The 15,597-nt window shown below is 66.8% G+C and carries 14 protein-coding genes and 1 pseudogene; 5 read left to right on the top strand and 10 right to left on the bottom strand.

Translation table 11 applies throughout. From position 1 onward, the window contains the following. The first annotated feature begins 64 nt into the window (after positions 1-64). Complete coding sequence (ald, locus tag E5206_RS03780; RefSeq protein WP_136321324.1) at positions 65-1,183, top strand: alanine dehydrogenase; 1,119 nt, start codon at positions 65-67, stop codon at positions 1,181-1,183. A 110-nt stretch (positions 1,184-1,293) separates the two neighbouring features. Here the strand turns inward: ald and E5206_RS03775 are convergent, their stop codons facing one another. From E5206_RS03775 to E5206_RS03750, 6 genes are all read right to left on the bottom strand, one after another. Then, positions 1,294-2,349 carry a Gfo/Idh/MocA family oxidoreductase gene (locus E5206_RS03775; RefSeq protein ID WP_136321323.1) on the bottom strand — a complete coding sequence of 352 codons (1,056 nt, stop codon included), beginning with the start codon at positions 2,347-2,349 and terminating at the stop codon, positions 1,294-1,296. 1 nt (position 2,350) lies between these two features. Beyond that, positions 2,351-4,060, bottom strand: coding sequence for an ABC transporter family substrate-binding protein (locus tag E5206_RS03770; protein WP_136321322.1), 1,710 nt, complete (start codon positions 4,058-4,060; stop codon positions 2,351-2,353). Next, complete coding sequence (locus E5206_RS03765) at positions 4,057-6,321, bottom strand: ABC transporter ATP-binding protein (protein ID WP_136321321.1); 2,265 nt, start codon at positions 6,319-6,321, stop codon at positions 4,057-4,059. The genes E5206_RS03770 and E5206_RS03765 overlap by 4 nt, the downstream gene beginning before the upstream one ends. Continuing rightward, positions 6,318-7,277 (bottom strand): ABC transporter permease, encoded by a 960-nt coding sequence (locus E5206_RS03760; RefSeq protein ID WP_136321320.1) that lies wholly within the window; start codon positions 7,275-7,277, stop codon positions 6,318-6,320. The genes E5206_RS03765 and E5206_RS03760 overlap by 4 nt, the downstream gene beginning before the upstream one ends. A 2-nt stretch (positions 7,278-7,279) precedes the next feature. Continuing rightward, entirely contained in the window at positions 7,280-8,266 is a 987-nt protein-coding gene (locus E5206_RS03755) for an ABC transporter permease (protein WP_136321319.1), read from the bottom strand. A 280-nt stretch (positions 8,267-8,546) separates the two neighbouring features. After that, positions 8,547-9,200, bottom strand: coding sequence for a TetR/AcrR family transcriptional regulator (locus E5206_RS03750; protein WP_240689926.1), 654 nt, complete (start codon positions 9,198-9,200; stop codon positions 8,547-8,549). 126 nt (positions 9,201-9,326) lie between these two features. Between E5206_RS03750 and E5206_RS03745 the strand changes: the two genes are divergently transcribed. The 4 genes from E5206_RS03745 (at position 9,327) to E5206_RS03730 (ending at position 12,357) form a co-directional block, all read left to right on the top strand. After that, complete coding sequence (locus E5206_RS03745; protein ID WP_136321317.1) at positions 9,327-9,890, top strand: NADPH-dependent FMN reductase; 564 nt, start codon at positions 9,327-9,329, stop codon at positions 9,888-9,890. A gap of 157 nt (positions 9,891-10,047) precedes the next feature. Then, a complete protein-coding gene (locus E5206_RS03740) occupies positions 10,048-11,340 on the top strand; it encodes a PLP-dependent aminotransferase family protein (protein WP_136321316.1) in 1,293 nt (430 codons plus the stop codon). Between the two features lie 70 nt (positions 11,341-11,410). Continuing rightward, entirely contained in the window at positions 11,411-11,839 is a 429-nt protein-coding gene (locus E5206_RS03735; protein ID WP_136321315.1) for a universal stress protein, read from the top strand. 179 nt (positions 11,840-12,018) lie between these two features. Then, complete coding sequence (locus tag E5206_RS03730) at positions 12,019-12,357, top strand: hypothetical protein (RefSeq protein ID WP_136321314.1); 339 nt, start codon at positions 12,019-12,021, stop codon at positions 12,355-12,357. Between the two features lie 218 nt (positions 12,358-12,575). On the opposite strand, the gene E5206_RS19515 is transcribed toward E5206_RS03730, so the two are convergent. From E5206_RS19515 to E5206_RS03710, 4 genes and pseudogenes are all read right to left on the bottom strand, one after another. After that, positions 12,576-12,722: a hypothetical protein gene (locus tag E5206_RS19515; protein ID WP_240690213.1), complete on the bottom strand. Its 147-nt coding sequence runs from the start codon at positions 12,720-12,722 to the stop codon at positions 12,576-12,578. Continuing rightward, complete coding sequence (gene catA / locus E5206_RS03720; protein WP_136321313.1) at positions 12,719-13,597, bottom strand: catechol 1,2-dioxygenase; 879 nt, start codon at positions 13,595-13,597, stop codon at positions 12,719-12,721. The genes E5206_RS19515 and catA overlap by 4 nt, the downstream gene beginning before the upstream one ends. Before the next feature lie 186 nt (positions 13,598-13,783). Then, positions 13,784-14,043: pseudogene (locus E5206_RS03715) on the bottom strand (enolase C-terminal domain-like protein); the annotation flags it as partial. 45 nt (positions 14,044-14,088) lie between these two features. Next, positions 14,089-15,588 carry a dihydrolipoamide acetyltransferase family protein gene (locus tag E5206_RS03710; RefSeq protein ID WP_136321312.1) on the bottom strand — a complete coding sequence of 500 codons (1,500 nt, stop codon included), beginning with the start codon at positions 15,586-15,588 and terminating at the stop codon, positions 14,089-14,091. Positions 15,589-15,597 lie beyond the last annotated feature (9 nt).

Below are 15,597 nucleotides of genomic sequence, written 5' to 3'. Positions count from 1 at the left end.
TCTGGAAACACAACGTCCCCCGCACAAACCCGGCCCATACGGCCGCCAGCACTGGAGCCAAAAAATGATCATCGGTGTCCCCAAAGAGATCAAGAACAACGAATTCCGCGTCGCCATCACGGCCGCAGGCGTCCACGAATTCCGCACCCACGGCCACGCGGTCCTGGTGGAGCGCGGCGCGGGCCTGGGCTCCGGCATCACGGACGAGGAATACGCCATCGCCGGCGCCGAGATCGTTGCCGAGGCCGACGACGTCTGGGCCCGCGCGGACATGGTCATGAAGGTCAAGGAGCCGGTCAAGGCCGAATACCACCGCTTCCGCAAGGGCCTGATCCTCTTCACCTACCTGCACCTGGCCGCCGAACCGGAACTGACCCAGGAACTGATCAACACCGGCGTCACCGCCATCGCCTACGAGACCGTCCAGGAGGGCCGCTCGCTGCCGCTGCTCGCCCCGATGTCCGAGGTTGCCGGCCGCCTGTCCGTCCAGGTCGGCGCCACATCCCTGATGGCGCCTGCCGGCGGCAAGGGTGTGCTGCTCGGCGGCGTACCGGGCGTCCGTCCGGCCAAGGTTGTTGTCCTGGGCGCCGGTGTCGCCGGCACCAACGCCGCCGCCATGGCCCTGGGCCTCGGCGCGGACGTCACCATCCTGGACATCAACATCAACCGCCTGCGCGAGCTGGATGCCCAGTACCAGGGCCGGCTGAAGACCGTGGCCTCGAACAAGTACGAGATCGAGAAGTCCGTCGTCGACGCCGACCTCGTGATCGGCTCCGTGCTGATCCCGGGCGCCAAGGCGCCGAAGCTGGTCAGCAACGAGCTCGTGTCCCGGATGAAGCCCGGCTCCGTGCTGGTGGACATCGCCGTGGACCAGGGCGGCTGCTTCGAGGACACGCACCCCACCACGCACCAGGAACCGACGTACAAGGTCCACAACACGATCTTCTACTGCGTTGCCAACATGCCGGGCGCCGTTCCGAACACGTCCACCTACGCGCTGACCAACGTCACCCTCCGCTACGGCGTGGCGCTGGCCAACCTGGGCGTCAAGGCTGCCTTCGAGCGGGACGCCGCCCTTGCCGCCGGCCTGAACATCGCCGCCGGCAAGGTTGCCCACCACTCCGTGTCCGAGGCGCACAACCTGCCCCTGGTGGCCGACTGGCACCAGCTGGTCTCCGCCTAGCAACCGCCTGCAGTCAGCATCGGCTGCTCCGTTACCGCCCTTTGGGACCTCCAAAACGGCGGTTACGGAGCAGCCGATCGCTGTTTAAGTCCGTCTCACGCGAGTGCCCGTTAAACCAGTGCCCGGGCCTGCTCCATGAGTTTCAGCACTTCGACCGGGCCGGCCGGATCCACGGGCACGGGGAGCGCCGAGGCTGCGCCGCCGTCGTGGATCTTGTCCGCCAGGATGCGGTAGAACTCGGGGTAGGCGCCACGGTCGGTCGGCAGGCGGTCCAGGTGGCCGTCCCGGCCGAGCGTTCCGGCCCAGTCGCGGTCCTCGACGCCGTACCCGGCGTCCAGCGGGCTGCCGCCGGCCACGATGTAGGGTGCCTGCGGGTCCACCCCGTGCTTGGTGAAGCCGCCGTCGCTCCCCAGCAGGCGGTAGCGGGGCCCCTGCTGGGCGCAGAGCATGTTCATCCACAAATGGCTGATCACCCCGGACCCGTGGCGCAGGGCGAGGAATACGTCGTCGTCCACCTGCTCCCCCGGGCGCCGGGCGTTCAGTTCCGCGTGCGTGACGGTGGCCGGTCCGAAGAGCTGGAGTGCCTGGTCCAGCAGGTGGGTGCCGAGGTCGAACAGCACGCCGCCGCCCTCGTCCGCCGTCGCGGCCGCCTTCCAGGCCTTGGTGACCTCCGGGGACCAGCGCTCAAAGCGGGACTCGAACCGTGTCACGGCGCCAAGGGAACCGCTCTCCAGCAGGCCGCGGACGGTCAGGAAGTCCCCGTCCCAGCGCCGGTTCTGGAACACCGTAAGCACCCGTCCCAGCCGGGCCGCGAGCCCGATCAGCTCCTGGCCCTCGGCGCTGCGCACCGTGAACGGCTTGTCCACGACGACGTCGAGCCCGGCTTCCAGCGCGGCCTTCGCGAGCGGGTAGTGGGTGGCCGGCGGCGTGCCGAGCACAAGGAGGTCCAGCTCCCCGTTGAGCTCAATGATGTCCGCGGGGGTGTCCACGATCCTGGCCCCGGGGTGGCGGCCGGCCGCGGATGCCTTCCTGCCGGCGTCAGACGTGGCGATGACGTCGAGGGAATACGCGGGGTTCGCCCCAATCAGGGGGGCGTGGAAGACGCTGCCCGAGAGTCCGAAGCCGGCCACGGCGGTACGGATGGGCCGGCTGGATTCCGGATTCATGCTATTTTTTTTCCCAGCCGAGGGTGGTCCAGTCCGGAACCTGGGATGCGCTCTTGAACAGGGACGGGCCGAAGTTGGCCAGGCCGGTATGCACGAAGGAGATCTGCGGACCGTTCATAACAACGCCCATGGAGAAGTACTTGGCCATGTGCTTCTTCTCGACTTCCATCGCTGCCTTGTTGCGCTCGGCGTTGTCGGCAATGGTGGAGAGCTTCTTGATCTCGGCGTCCAGCTCGGCGTCCCCGAGTTTGTTCTCGTTGGTCGTCGAATCGTAGAACTGCTTGACGGCATCCGTGGCGTCCGGGCCGACACCGTAGCCGGAGACGCTCAGGACGTAGTCACGGCTGCCCATCGCCTTGCCGAAGTCGGCGGAGGCGCGCTGGTCGATCCCGACGTCCATGCCGCCGTCCTGGAGCTGCTTCTGCAGGGTCTGCGCGAAGGCCAGGCCGGTGGGGTCGTCCCCGAAGTTGCTGATCTTGAAGGCGGCGGGAACACCGTCCTTCTCCATGATGCCGGCGGCGTTGGGCTTGTAGCCAGCGTCGGTGAGGACCTTCTTGGCAGCGTCCGCGCCGGTTTCCTTGACCGGGTAGTTGTCCTGGTAGTACTTGGAGAACGGCATCAGCATCATCGATCCGGGGCTGGGTTCGTCCCAGTTCAGGCCGTTGAAGCGGACCTTGCGGAGCGCCTCACGGTCGACGGCGGTGAAGATCGCCTTGCGGATCGCGACGTCGGTCAGCGGCGCCTTCTGGGCGTTGAGGTTCAGTCCGCCGGCGAAGAGGCGCTGGCCACGGCGGACCTCGGAGTTCTTGGTGCCCTCGAGCTGTTTGTACGGGGTGACCGAGTTGGCGGAGACGGCATCGATTTCGCCGTTCTTGAAGGCGGCGATGGCGGCGCTGCTCTCCAGCTGGCGGAAGACGACCTTGTTCAGGACGGGCTTGGCGCCCCACCACTTGTCGTTCGGGGCCAGGGTGACGGTCTTGGCGGCGCTGTCGTACTGGTCCAGCTTGAAGGGACCTGCCATCCACTCGGGGTGCATCTCCCCCGTAAAGCCGTTGTTGAAAATTTCCGGGGTGTTCACCTTGGGGTGCACGAAACCGGTGAAGAGGGAGTCCAGCGGGTAGACCGGCTGGGTGGTGGTGACGATGACTTCCTTGTCGTTCGCACCGGCCTTGACGGAATCCACAAACTCGTAGGCGCCGGAGCTGACGATGTCGATGTCCTTGTTCGTGCCCCTGAGCATCTGCCAGGTGTTCTCGAAGGTCTTCACATCGATTGGCGTGCCGTCGTTGTAGCTTGCCTTGTCGTTCACCTTGATGGTGATGGTCTGCTTGCCGTCCTTGACCTCGCTCTTGACGTCTTCGCAGAAATCCTTGTTCGGCGTTGCGGTGCCGTCGAAGTCGAAGTTCCAGCAGCCCCAGGTGCCGGCTTCGTCGATCGGGCGGTGCAGGGCAGTGTTGTCGCCGCTGTTGCCATTGGTGGAGAAGCTGTTGAAGTCCGGACCGATGCTGCCCAGCGGCAGCGTCACGGTGCCGCCCGGCTCGAGATCCTTGGCGTCCTTGGCGTTGATGCTGACGAGCTTGGACAGATCGCTTCCCGCCTCCTGGCCTTTGCCGGACTCGGGCCCGGTGGCCTTGCCACCGCCGCCGCAGGCGGTCAGCGCGAGCGCCGCCACGACGGCGGCGACGCCGCCGATCTTCGTCAGATTCTTCATTGAGTTCCCTTCAATTCCTGGTGCGGGTTGTGCTGAGTGATCGGGCCCGGGTCATGGACGACGAGCAGCTCCGCGTCCAGTTCCCCGTCGGGGAAGAAGCAGGCGAACTGCTGGTCCGGGACCGCGGCCGCCGTCGGACGGTCCGAAGCGGGCCGGTCCGGCACCGGGCTGCCGGCCGCCTCCTGCGGCCCCGGCTCCAGCGGGGGTTCCAGCGTCAGGCACTTCTCCTGCCTGGCGGCCGGAAGCGCGGCGAAGACGGGGCAGCGCGAGGCGAAATTGCAGCCCTTGGGAGCGTCCACGGGCGAGGGCAGGTCTCCCTTCAGGATGATGCGTTCGCGGCTGCGCTCCAGCCGGGGGTCCGGCACGGGGATCGCGGAGAGCAGCGCGCGGGTATACGGGTGGCGGGGGTTGTCGAAGACGCAGTCCACGGTCCCGATCTCCACAATCTTGCCCAAGTACATCACGGCCACACGGTTGGAGATGTGCCGCACCACGGACAGGTCGTGGGCCACCATGAGGTAGCTCAGCCCCAGTTCGGCCCGGAGCTGGTCCAGCAGATTGATGACGCCGGCCTGCACGGACACATCCAGGGCGGACACCGGCTCGTCCAGGACCACCAGTTTGGGGTTCACGGCCAGGGCTCGGGCAATGCCGATGCGCTGGCGCTGGCCGCCGGAGAACTGGTTGGGGAAGCGGTTGACGTGGTCCGGCTGGAGGCCGACGAGTTCCATCAGCTCCAGGATCCGCTTGCGGATGGCGGGCTTCGCCATCCCGGAGTTTTCCAGCGGCTCGGCGAGGATCTCGTAGACGGTGAAGCGGGGATCCAGGGCGCCGGTGGGGTCCTGGAACACGAGCTGGAGTTCCTTGCGCATGGCGGCCTTGGTCCTGGCATCGGCGGCCACCTTGTTGCTCAGGCCGCCGATGATCACCTCGCCGTCCTGGTCCTGGTGGAATTCCATGATTTCCAGCAGCGTGGTGGTCTTTCCGCAGCCGGACTCGCCCACGATCGAGAAGCACTCGCCCTCGCGGAGGTCGAAGCTGATGCCGTCCACGGCCTTGACGGTGCCGATCCGGCGCTTGATCAGTGCGCCCTTTGTCAGCGGGAAGTGCTTCCTGACGTCCTTGAGCTCCAGCACGGCCTTGCGCCCGGCCCGGGGGATCGCGTCAAAGCGGGACACCGGCACGGACGGGGCAGAGAAGATCTTATGGACGTCGACGCCGCCGAGCGAGTCCGCCTTGATGCAGGCGGCCGCGTGTGCCGGCGTGCCGGCGACCGGCCGGAGGGCCGGTTCGCCGGCCCGGCAGGCGTCAATGGCCAACGGGCAGCGCGGTGCGAAGGAGCAGCCGGTGGGGATGTGGACGAGGTTCGGCGGGATGCCCTCGATCGGCACCAGTGAGGTCTTTTCCGCAATGTCCACGCGCGGCACGGCGCCCAGCAGGCCCATCGTGTAGGGCATCCGCGGGTTGTAGTAGATCTCGTCGACCGTGCCGGTCTCCACCGGCTTGCCGGCGTACATCACCATGATGTCGTCCGCCATGCCGGCTACGACGCCGAGGTCGTGGGTGATCATTACGACGGCGGCGCCGGTTTCCTCCTGCGCGTTGTGCAGCACCTCGAGCACCTGCGCCTGGATGGTGACGTCGAGCGCCGTCGTCGGCTCATCCGCAATGAGCACCCGCGGATTGTTGGCGATCGCGATCGCGATCATAACGCGCTGGCGCATGCCGCCGGAGAACTCGTGCGGGAAGGCCTTGAGCCGGTCCCTGGGGCTCGGGATGCCCACCAGCCCCAGGAGTTCGACGGCGCGGGCCTCCTTGGCGTGTTTGCTCATGGCGGGGTTGTGGACCGCCAGGGCCTCGATGATCTGGCTGCCGACCGTGTAGACCGGGGTCAGCGAGGACAACGGATCCTGGAACACCATGGCGATATCGTTGCCGCGGTACCGGCACATTGCCTTGTCACTCAGCCCAAGCAGCTCCGTGCCCAGCAGCCGGACCGAGCCGGTGACCTCGGCGGTGTCCGGCAGCAGGCCCATCACGGCCAGGGACGTGACGGACTTCCCCGAACCGGATTCGCCCACGATGCCGAGGGTCTTGCCCGGCAGCAGGTCGAAGTCGACGCCCCGGACGGCGTGCACCACCCCGTTTTCCGTGTTGAAGCGGACGGACAGGTCCCGGACGGAGAGCACGGCCTCGGTGGGCGCGTGCAGCCCGGCCACGTGCAGCCGCTCGGCCGTGCCGGCGGTGACTTCCCTGCTCATCTGCGTCTCTTCTTTGCGCTGCCAATGGAACCGGAGCCGGGATCGAACGCGTCGCGCAGTCCGTCGTTCATCATGGCCAGCGAACCGGTCAGCAGGAACATCACGAGCAGCGGCACCCAGAACATCCACGGAAAGGTGGAGACCTGGGAGGTTGCCTGTCCGATCAGCACACCCAGGCTGACATCCGGGACCTTGATGCCGATCCCGATGAAGGAGAACGCCACTTCGGCAAGGATGGCCCCGGTGACGCCGCGGGTGATGTCCAGGACCAGCAGCGAGCCGATGTTGGGCACGAGGTGCCGCCAGACGATCCGCCGTGCCGGGATCCCCATGTACTGGGCGGCCTTGACGAAGTCGCGCTGCATGAGGGACATCGAGAGGGAACGGATCAGGCGGGCGGTTCCCATCCAGCTGAAGACCAGCAGCACGATGATCAGCAGGAGCCAGCTGGGAAGGTTTTTGCGCAGGCCGTTTCCGCCGCCGCTGGTGGCCACGGCCACCACCAGCAAGGCCGGCATCATGATCAGGGCTTCGAGGATGAACAGCATGACCTTGTCCACCCTGCCGCCGAAATAGGCCATGGTGCAACCGTAGACTGCGGCGATCAGCACCGAGACGAGGCCGACGACGAGGCCGATCAGGATCGAAATCCTGGTCCCCTCCACGGTCAGGGCGTAGAGGTCGATCCCGGCCTGCGAGGTACCCAGCAGGTGTTCCCCCGACGGCGGCATGCCGATATTGAGCGGGTCGATCGTCTCCTTGTCCCAGCTGGACAGGAACCCGCCGATGAAGGAGAAGAGCGTCAGGGCAAGAAAGATGGCCAGGCCTGCGACGGCGGTCCTGTTGCGCAGGAAGCGCCGGAGGATGATTGTGGACTTCGCAATGACGACGTCGTCTTTTTCGAACCTGGCTTCGTCGGCCGCGGCCGCCGGGCCGGCGGCGTTCAGGTTGGTCATGGTTACCGCACCCGCACTCTCGGGTCGACCAGCGTGGTGGCAAAGTCCGCGAGGATGGCCCCGACCGCGAAGATCACCGAGCCGTAGGCGAGGGTCGCCGTCGCCGCGTTGACATCCTGCAGGGCGATCGAATCGATGGACCAGGAACCGATGCCGTGCCAGGCGAAGATCTTCTCCGCGAAGAAGCCGCCGGCGAAGATCGCCGGGACCGTGAAGGCGATGCTCTGCGCCACGGGAATGAAGGAGACGCGCAGGGCGTGCCGCGTGATGGCCTGGTTGCGGGTCAGTCCCTTGGCCCGCGCCGTGCGGACGAAGTCGGCGTTGACGTTGTCCAGCAGGTACTGGCGCTGGGCGATCTGGTAGGCGCCCCAGCCCACGATCGTGATGGCGAACGTCGGCACCGCATAGTGGGCCAGCATGTCCAGGAACCGGGTCCAGCCGTCGCCCTCCAGCCCGGGGGTGGAAATCCCGGTGACAAAGAAGATGCGTTCGCCCACGGCGTCGTTGATGCTGATGGCGCCGAGCTGGACCAGGAAGTACGCGATCGGCGCGGGAACGATGTACATCAGGTAGCTGTAGGAGGTGATCACCCGGTCCGCGGCCTTGTACTGCCGTGCGGCGGTGTAGACGCCCAGGGCGACGCCGATGATCAGGGTCAGGATGATCGCGGCCAGGAACAGCCGGGTCGAGATCCAGACCCGGTCGCCGAACTCGGCGTTGATGTAGGCCCCGTTGGGGCTGCGGCCCCAGTCCCAGCGGGTGATGACTCCCGTGAGCCATCCGACGTAGCGTTCCCATGGGCTGAGCGTCGGGTCAAGGCCCTTGAGCCGGAAGGAATTGACCACCTGTTCGGGCGTGGGCTTCGGAATGCGCTCCTGTTCCAGCAGTGCCGGCTGCAGCGTGCTCACGGCGAGGAGGTATCCGGCCGAGGTGGTCAGGAAGATCATGACGACATATGTGATGGCACGTTTTGCGAGATATCGAAGCATGGGCCGACTAGTTCCGGATCGCCGTGGTCTGTTCAGTCCCGGACGTCGCGGGCCGGGCTGGAACGGCCTGCCTGCGCGCCGGGGTCTTTACATTATTCACAACTTCGGTCCTTCCGTCCTCCCCTAGCCGGCATGGGGGTTCCCCTGCCGATCCGGGATCATAGGCCGGCGGATGCCTGGCCGTCCGCAGGCCGTCCGGCGGAGTCTTGGTGGACCCATGTTGCGGGTCACAGTCCTGAGGAAACTACCACACCTTGGTTATGGAAAGGTGCGGTCCGGCCTACGCCCCGCGGACGACCCGGGTGACAAGCTCACGCCAGGTCCCCGCGAGCCGCTCCGGCGCTATCCCCTGCACCCGGACTGCGAGGAGCAGGCGGTCCGGGTCCAGCACCGCGCTCAGCGCCGAGGCCATCAGCCACGGGTCCGCCGTGACACCGGCCTCGCGCAGCAGCATCTCCAGGTGACGGTGCCAGAGCACGGCCGCGGGCACGTCGAACCTGTTGTGCGCGGACTCTTCGGCCGCCCTGGCCAGCTCCCCGAATTCCAGGAGCCAGGCGATGCGTGCCGTGCCGACGGCAATCAGCCGCTGCAGCGGCGAAGCGCCGGGCCCCAGCGGGGGCGCCCCGAACATGAAACGCCCCTGGAATTCGGCCTCGGCATCGCTGAGCAGGGCCATCATCAGCCCGGCACGGCTTCCGAAACGGCGGAACACGGTGCCCTTGCCGACGCCGGCCCGCTGCGCCAGCTCGCCCATGGTGAGCCTGTCCACCCCGCCTTCCTCGACGAGCTCGCGGGCGGCGCAGAGCAGGAGCTCGCGGTTCCGGGCGGCATCGCGGCGTTCGGTCTCCGGACCCGCCGCTGCGCCATGCGCAGCGCCATGCGGTGCACCGTGCCGGCCGTCGGGCGCGTCGGAGCGGATTGGGATGAGGCTCACACCGTTCATTCTAGCCCCGGGGAATAATAACCGGACCGTAGTCCGTTTAGACTGGGTGAAGGCCCCAAAAGCCTCCACAATCAGCCAGCCGCTGGAACCTCCGCGGCGCGATGCATAGGAGAACACATGTCCAAGAACACTGTCCTCACCCTGGTCGGCAGCCTGCGCGCCGGCTCCACCAACCACAAGCTCGCCGAGGCCATCGCACTGAACGCACCCGAGCAGGTTGAGGTTGTCATCCACGACAGCCTCGGCAACATCCCGTTCTACAACGAGGACATCGACGTCGAGGGCCAGGTCCCGGCCGCCGCAGCCGCACTGCGCGCCGCAGCCAACGCAGCCGACACCCTGCTGTTGGTCACCCCGGAGCACAACGGCACGGTACCGGCGTCGCTGAAGAATGCCATTGACTGGCTGTCCCGCCCGTACGGCGCCGGCGCACTGTCCGGCAAGCCGACCGCCGTCGTCGGCACCGCCTTCGGCCAGTTCGGCGGCGTCTGGGCCCAGGACGAGGCCCGCAAGGCCGTCGGCATCGCAGGCGCCCAGGTGCTCGAGGACGTCAAGCTGGCCGTCCCGGGCTCCATGGTCCGCTTCGCCGAGGTCCACCCGAAGGACGACGCCGAGGTTGTTGAGCAGATCAAGGGCGTCTTCGACGCCTTGGCACAGGCACGCACCGTCGAAGCAGCCTGAGTCCAGGCACATCCGGCTTCACTCCAGAACGCCCCCGACCGCCACGGCGCCGGGGGCGTTCTGCGTCCCGGACCGGGTTGCTGCCGGGAGGATGCGGCGCGGCTTCGAAGTGAACAAACGTTGCCCCATTGACAACATGGGTTGTAGTCTTGGGAATGTGACCCACAAAACACTTGATGCCGCCGCCGACATTCTCCCGGCCGAGGCAATTGATGCAATCGAACGTGCGGCTACGTCCGCCCACCGCCACGAGATCCTCTTCTCGGAGCGCGCAGCAAACATCAAGCAGTCAGCAGTCCGCGACGTCTTCGACATTTCGATGCGCCCCGGCCTCGTCTCCCTGGCCGGCGGGAGCCCGTACCTTCAATCGCTCCCGCTGGAACGCCTTGGCCAGACCGCCGCCAAGATCATCGCCGAACAGGGAATGACGGCCCTGCAGTATGGCACCGGCCAGGGCACCCCGGAGCTGCGCACCCAGATCTGCGAGGTCATGGCGGCCGAGGGAATCCTCGATGCGCGGCCTGAGAACGTTGTGATCACGGCCGGCTCGCAGTCGGCCCAGGATGTGGCCACCAAGGTCTTCTGCAACCCGGGCGACGTTGTCCTCGTGGAGGACCCCACGTATGTCGGGGCACTCAATACCTTCGAGGCCTACCAGGTTGAGATTGCGACGGTGCCGATGGACGCGGACGGCATCATCCCGGAACTGCTGGCGGCCCGGATCGCGGCCCTCCAGGCGGCGGGCAAGAGCGTCAAGTTCCTCTACACGATTCCCAGCTTCAACAACCCCTCCGGCATCACACTCGCGCCGGAACGCCGGCAGCGGGTCGTCGACATATGCCGTAAAGCGAATATTTTAGTGCTGGAAGACAACCCGTACGGACTGCTCCGCTTCGACGGAAAACCCCTGACACCCTTGCGGGCAGCCAATCCGGACGATGTCATCTACATGGGATCCTTCTCCAAGATCTTCGCGCCGGGGCTTCGGATCGGCTGGGCCCTCGTCCCGGCGCATCTGCAGCGCCGCTACTACCTGGCCTCGGAGGCCGTTACCCTGTGCCCGCCCACGCTGAACCAGATGCTGGTCTCCGCCTACCTGCGGGACTATGACTGGCGCGGCCAGATCGAGACCTACCGGGGGCTCTACGAGGAGCGCTGCAAGGCGATGCTCGCGGCCTTGGACGAGTACATGCCCGAGGGCCTGAGCTGGACCCGCCCGGACGGCGGCTTCTTCGTCTGGGTCACACTGCCCGAAGGCGTGGACACCTATCCCCTGCTGCAGAAGGCGATCGACGCCGGCGTCGTGTTCATTCCCGGCGCGGCATTCAGTCATTCGGACAAACCGTCCAACAAGATCCGGCTGGCTTTCAGCGCCGTGCCGCCGGAATCCATCCGCGAGGGCGTCCGGCGGCTGGCGCCGGTCCTGCGGGACGCCATCTCCGCACTGTAGATTGCAGCCTGTAGCCTGAATCATCATTGCTGCATAGCCGAAGACGTTTGTTGACCCAGAGGAGCATTTAATGACCGGAATTATTGTCGTCGGCGTCGATGGCAGTGACACTGCCCTGAAGGCTGCGCAGGCGGCGCGGGACCTGGCCGCTTCCCTCCGGGCAACCCTCCACGTCGTCTCCGCCTTCGACAGCGACAAGACCGAGATCTTCAGCAGCGGCAGCGACCAGTGGATCGTCTCCGACGCCGGCAACGCCGAGAAAGTCGCCAAGGGCGTGGCAGATTCCCTGCGCACGGAAGGCGTCAACATCACTTACGCCGCTGCACGAGGCAAGCCCGCGGAGGCCCTCGTCCAGGAAGCGGAGCGCTCCGGAGCCCGGATGATCGTGGTGGGCAACAGGAACATGCGCGGGCTCGGGCGGGTGCTGGGCAGCGTTGCGAACAGTGTGGCCCACAACGCCCCCTGCGACGTCTACATCGCCAAGACCGACGAGGCCTAGGACGGCATGGTTCCTGGCTGGCCGACGGCGGGCAGGAATGCGCCGGTTTGGGCCGCATCACAGGCCCTGGTGGGCAGCCTCACCCGTATTTTGCTGAGGGAGGCAGCGCCCCGGCAGTAAAATTGGAGATGCCCCCGATGATGCGGACATCCTAAGAACCTACTGATCCGGGGGACCCCTTGCTCACTCTTCAGCGCCGCCAGCTAGTCGGCCACGACATCCTGCTGGCCCGCCACGGCAACCACATCAGCGCCATGCGCGTGGACCGCAGCGCAGGCAGAGTGGTCGCATTCCTGGACGACGGCTCCACGGACAGCGCCCCCAACATGATCACCCCCGGGCTCCGGATGCCCCACACCGTCCAGAGCGTCCTGCGCGAGGACTGGAAGTTCCTCGCCGTCGTAAGCGGATGCTGCACGGGATTTGCCGGCCTGTTGTTTGCCGCCGCGGCCGCCCTGGCCAGCATCAGCGGCGATGCGGGCCTGGCCAACATGCTCTCCATCTATTCGGCGAACTGAGCCGTCTTCCGGCGCCACAAGCAACCACACGTCTTAACCCCGCCGCGGGGTTAAGACGTGTGGAGGGTTTTGAAGGAACTTGCCCCGGCGAACCAGCCCGATTCCGGGGCATCACCGGAGTGGTCCCAAGGCGCTCCCTCGACGAGGCGTCCGACCTGGCGGAGGGGTACCGGGCGGCGCGCGAGGTGCGGGTCAGGGTGGCCTGGACGAGCGGCGGGTCAAGCGATACCGCGGTGAAGGCGGTGATCGTGGCGCGGAACGCCGTCGACCGTCCGGGTGGTGACCACCGTGACAACGGTGGTGAACGTGCCGAATGCGTGGCGCAGTTCCCGGTTGTCAATGGCCCCCCTGACCTCCTGAGTCATCGACTTCTCCCTATCCGGTCGAGCGCCTCAGTCGTGCGGTCGAGGATGAAGTCGTAGGTGACTTCCCGGCCCTGGCCGTCGGCGCGCCCGGTGGGGGCGAGCACGAGGTCTGGTTTTACGGCCGAGGCGATGTCGTCGGCAACGTGCTCGTCGCCTTCGAAGTACAGCTGGGTGGTGATGAGCCGGTGTCCGGCCGCCGAAACCTTGAGGTGGATATGGGCGGGGCGCCAGGCGTGCCAGCCGGCGGCCGCGATGAGGGCTCCGCAGGCGCCGTCGGTGGGGATCTGGTAGGGCGCGGGCTGGATCGTGTTGATCTGGAAGTTGCCCTGGTCATCGGCGATGACGGTGCCGCGGAGGTTCCATTCCGGCAGGCCCGGGGCGAACTGGGAGTAGAAGCCGAGGTCGTCGGCGTGCCAGAGCTCGATCTGCGCGCCGGCGAGGGGCTCGCCGGCAACGCTCTTGACGTGGCCCTGGAACAGCAGCGGGGTTCCGGGCTCCTCGTCGCGCATCGGCAGCGTGGCGGGGCTGTGCTGGACGGGGGCGCCCGGCAAGTAGTATGGGCCCTCGATGGTGCCCTTGGAGCCGTGCCGGTTGGCGTTGGCGACCTCCTCGACGGAGTGTTCCACCCAGACGTCCAGGAACAGCGGCCATTCGCCGGTTTCGCCGACGCTGATGAGCCAGGCTTTCAGGGCGTTGTACTCGTCGTAGCTGACCAACTCGTCCGTGACGATGTCATTGACCGCCTTGATCAGCCGGCCGGCGAGGGCGCTGACGCGCGCCTGGCTGGTACCTCCCCCGACGTGCTTGTTCTCCCTGAAGCGGGCCGTTGCCCCTGCGCCCGAAGCGGCGGCGGTGGCCTGGGTTTCCGTCGTCATGATGACTCCTTTGTCGATGCATCGTGCGTGGTTTCCGGACTGATATGCACTCACGTTGGGTGCTGTGCCCTGTCTCACATCCGGTCTTGGTTCAACGGTAGGACCGTTATTGATCGATGGGAAATACCTATTTCGGCCTTATTGAAAGCTTTTGCATATCAATGTGGAGTTTAGCGGACTGTCCACGAAGGCCGCACCGAATGTCACGGTCGCCAGGCTTCCCACCTGGGTGTCGATCTGGTTGCCCATCGTGACGTCCTGCGGCGGCCAATCGCCTTGCCGGCGTCGCACGGCTCTTCGAGCATGGACAGCCCCAGGCCCTCGGTGCAGCGGAGCACCTCCATGGCCCCGTTCGCCCTCCAGCCGCGGCTCGCGTCGAGGTAGATCTCGGTGCCCTCCCCCAGGAGTTCTGCGGCGGGCTTGAAGCCGAGCATGTGGGACACGCGCTGCATACCAATGGCCGGGATCGTGCCGGCCGGGGTCCAGCAGAGTCAGTCCAGCAGCAGTGCAGGCTCCTCCAGGATGGCCGCGACGTCGGCCATGAAGCGGGCCGAGAGGTCGCCGTCCACCACCCGGTGGTCGAAGGAGCCGCCGAGGGTGGTGATCCAGCGCGGAATGACTTCGCCGTCGAGCACCCAGGGCTTCTGCTTGATGGTGCCGAAGGCAACGATCGCCACCTCGCCGGGGTTGATGATCGGGGTGCCGGTGTCGATGCCGAGGGCGCCGATGTTGGTGATGGTCAGGGTGCCGCCCTGCATCTGCGACGGCTGGGTCTTGCCCGCCCGGGCGGTCGTGGCCAGCTCGTTCAGGGCCAGGGCCAGTTCCTTGAGGGAGAGGTCCTGGGCGTTCTTGATGTTCGGCACCATCAGGCCGCGCGGTGTGGCGGCGGCGATGCCGAGGTTCATGAAGTGTTTGACATGGATCTCGGCGGAATCGCCATCTGCGCTGTCCACCCAGGTGGCGTTGACGCTGGGGTTGCGCGCCGCGGCCCAGATGACCGCCTTGGAAAGAATCAGCAGCGGGGAAACCTTGATGCCCTCGAAGTCGCGGGACAGCTTGAGCCGCTTGACGAACTCCATGGTCCGGCTGGCATCCACGTCCACGAAGATGCTGACGTGCGGAGCCGCGAAAGCCGACTCGACCATGGCCTTCGCCGTGGCCTTGCGGACGCCCTTGACCGGGATCCGCTCGATCCGCTGTTCCTGCGGACGGCCGGTCTTGCCCCAGAAGGTGTCCGCCTTGTCCACCTCGGCGTCGCGCTGGGCCTGGTAGCTCACCAGATCCTCACGGGTCACCTCCCCGCGGGCGCCGGTGGGGACGACGTCGGCGAGGTCGATGCCGAGATCCCGGGCAATCTTGCGCACCGGCGGCTTGGCCAGGACCTTGCTGACGAGGCCGCTGATGGCCCCGCCAAGGGTGGGCCGCTGGTCGATGCCTTCAGCGGACACCGTCCGCTCTGCATGGGCGACGGCCTCCGGGCTGATCCAGATGCCGTGGCTCTCCACGGGGTCGACCAGATCTTCGATTGAGCCGGCCGAAACTTCGGAGACGGCGGCCGGGGCGGCGGAAACCCGGCGGCGGCGCTTGACGGCGTCTGCCTTGGGTCCGGAGCCCACGAGGGGGCCTCCGGCCGGGCGCCCGGCCGCCTCGCCGGCGTCGGACACATCCGGCGTCAGCTTTCCGTACAGCGGGGCATCGGGAGCCGGCGCGGCGGCGGGCGGCTTCCCCGGCGCGCCTGCGTCGGCGTCCACGGCGTCGGTGACGCTGATGATGGGGGTCCCGACGTCGACCGTCACGCCCTCCGGAACGAGCAGCTCGGTGACGGTGCCGGCGAAGGGCGAGGGCAGTTCCACGAGGGACTTGGCCGTCTCGATCTCGCACAGCACGTCATTGATGGCCACGGTGTCGCCGGCTTTGACCTTCCAGGCAACGATTTCGGCCTCCGTCAGACCTTCGCCCACATCGGGGAGGTTGAACTTATTGAGCGTCATAGGGGTCCT

This window comes from Arthrobacter sp. PAMC25564 (assembly GCF_004798705.1).
Taxonomy (GTDB): domain Bacteria; phylum Actinomycetota; class Actinomycetes; order Actinomycetales; family Micrococcaceae; genus Arthrobacter.
The sequence above is the reverse complement of the archived record's forward strand: the minus strand, read 5'-3'. Positions and strand labels throughout refer to the sequence as shown.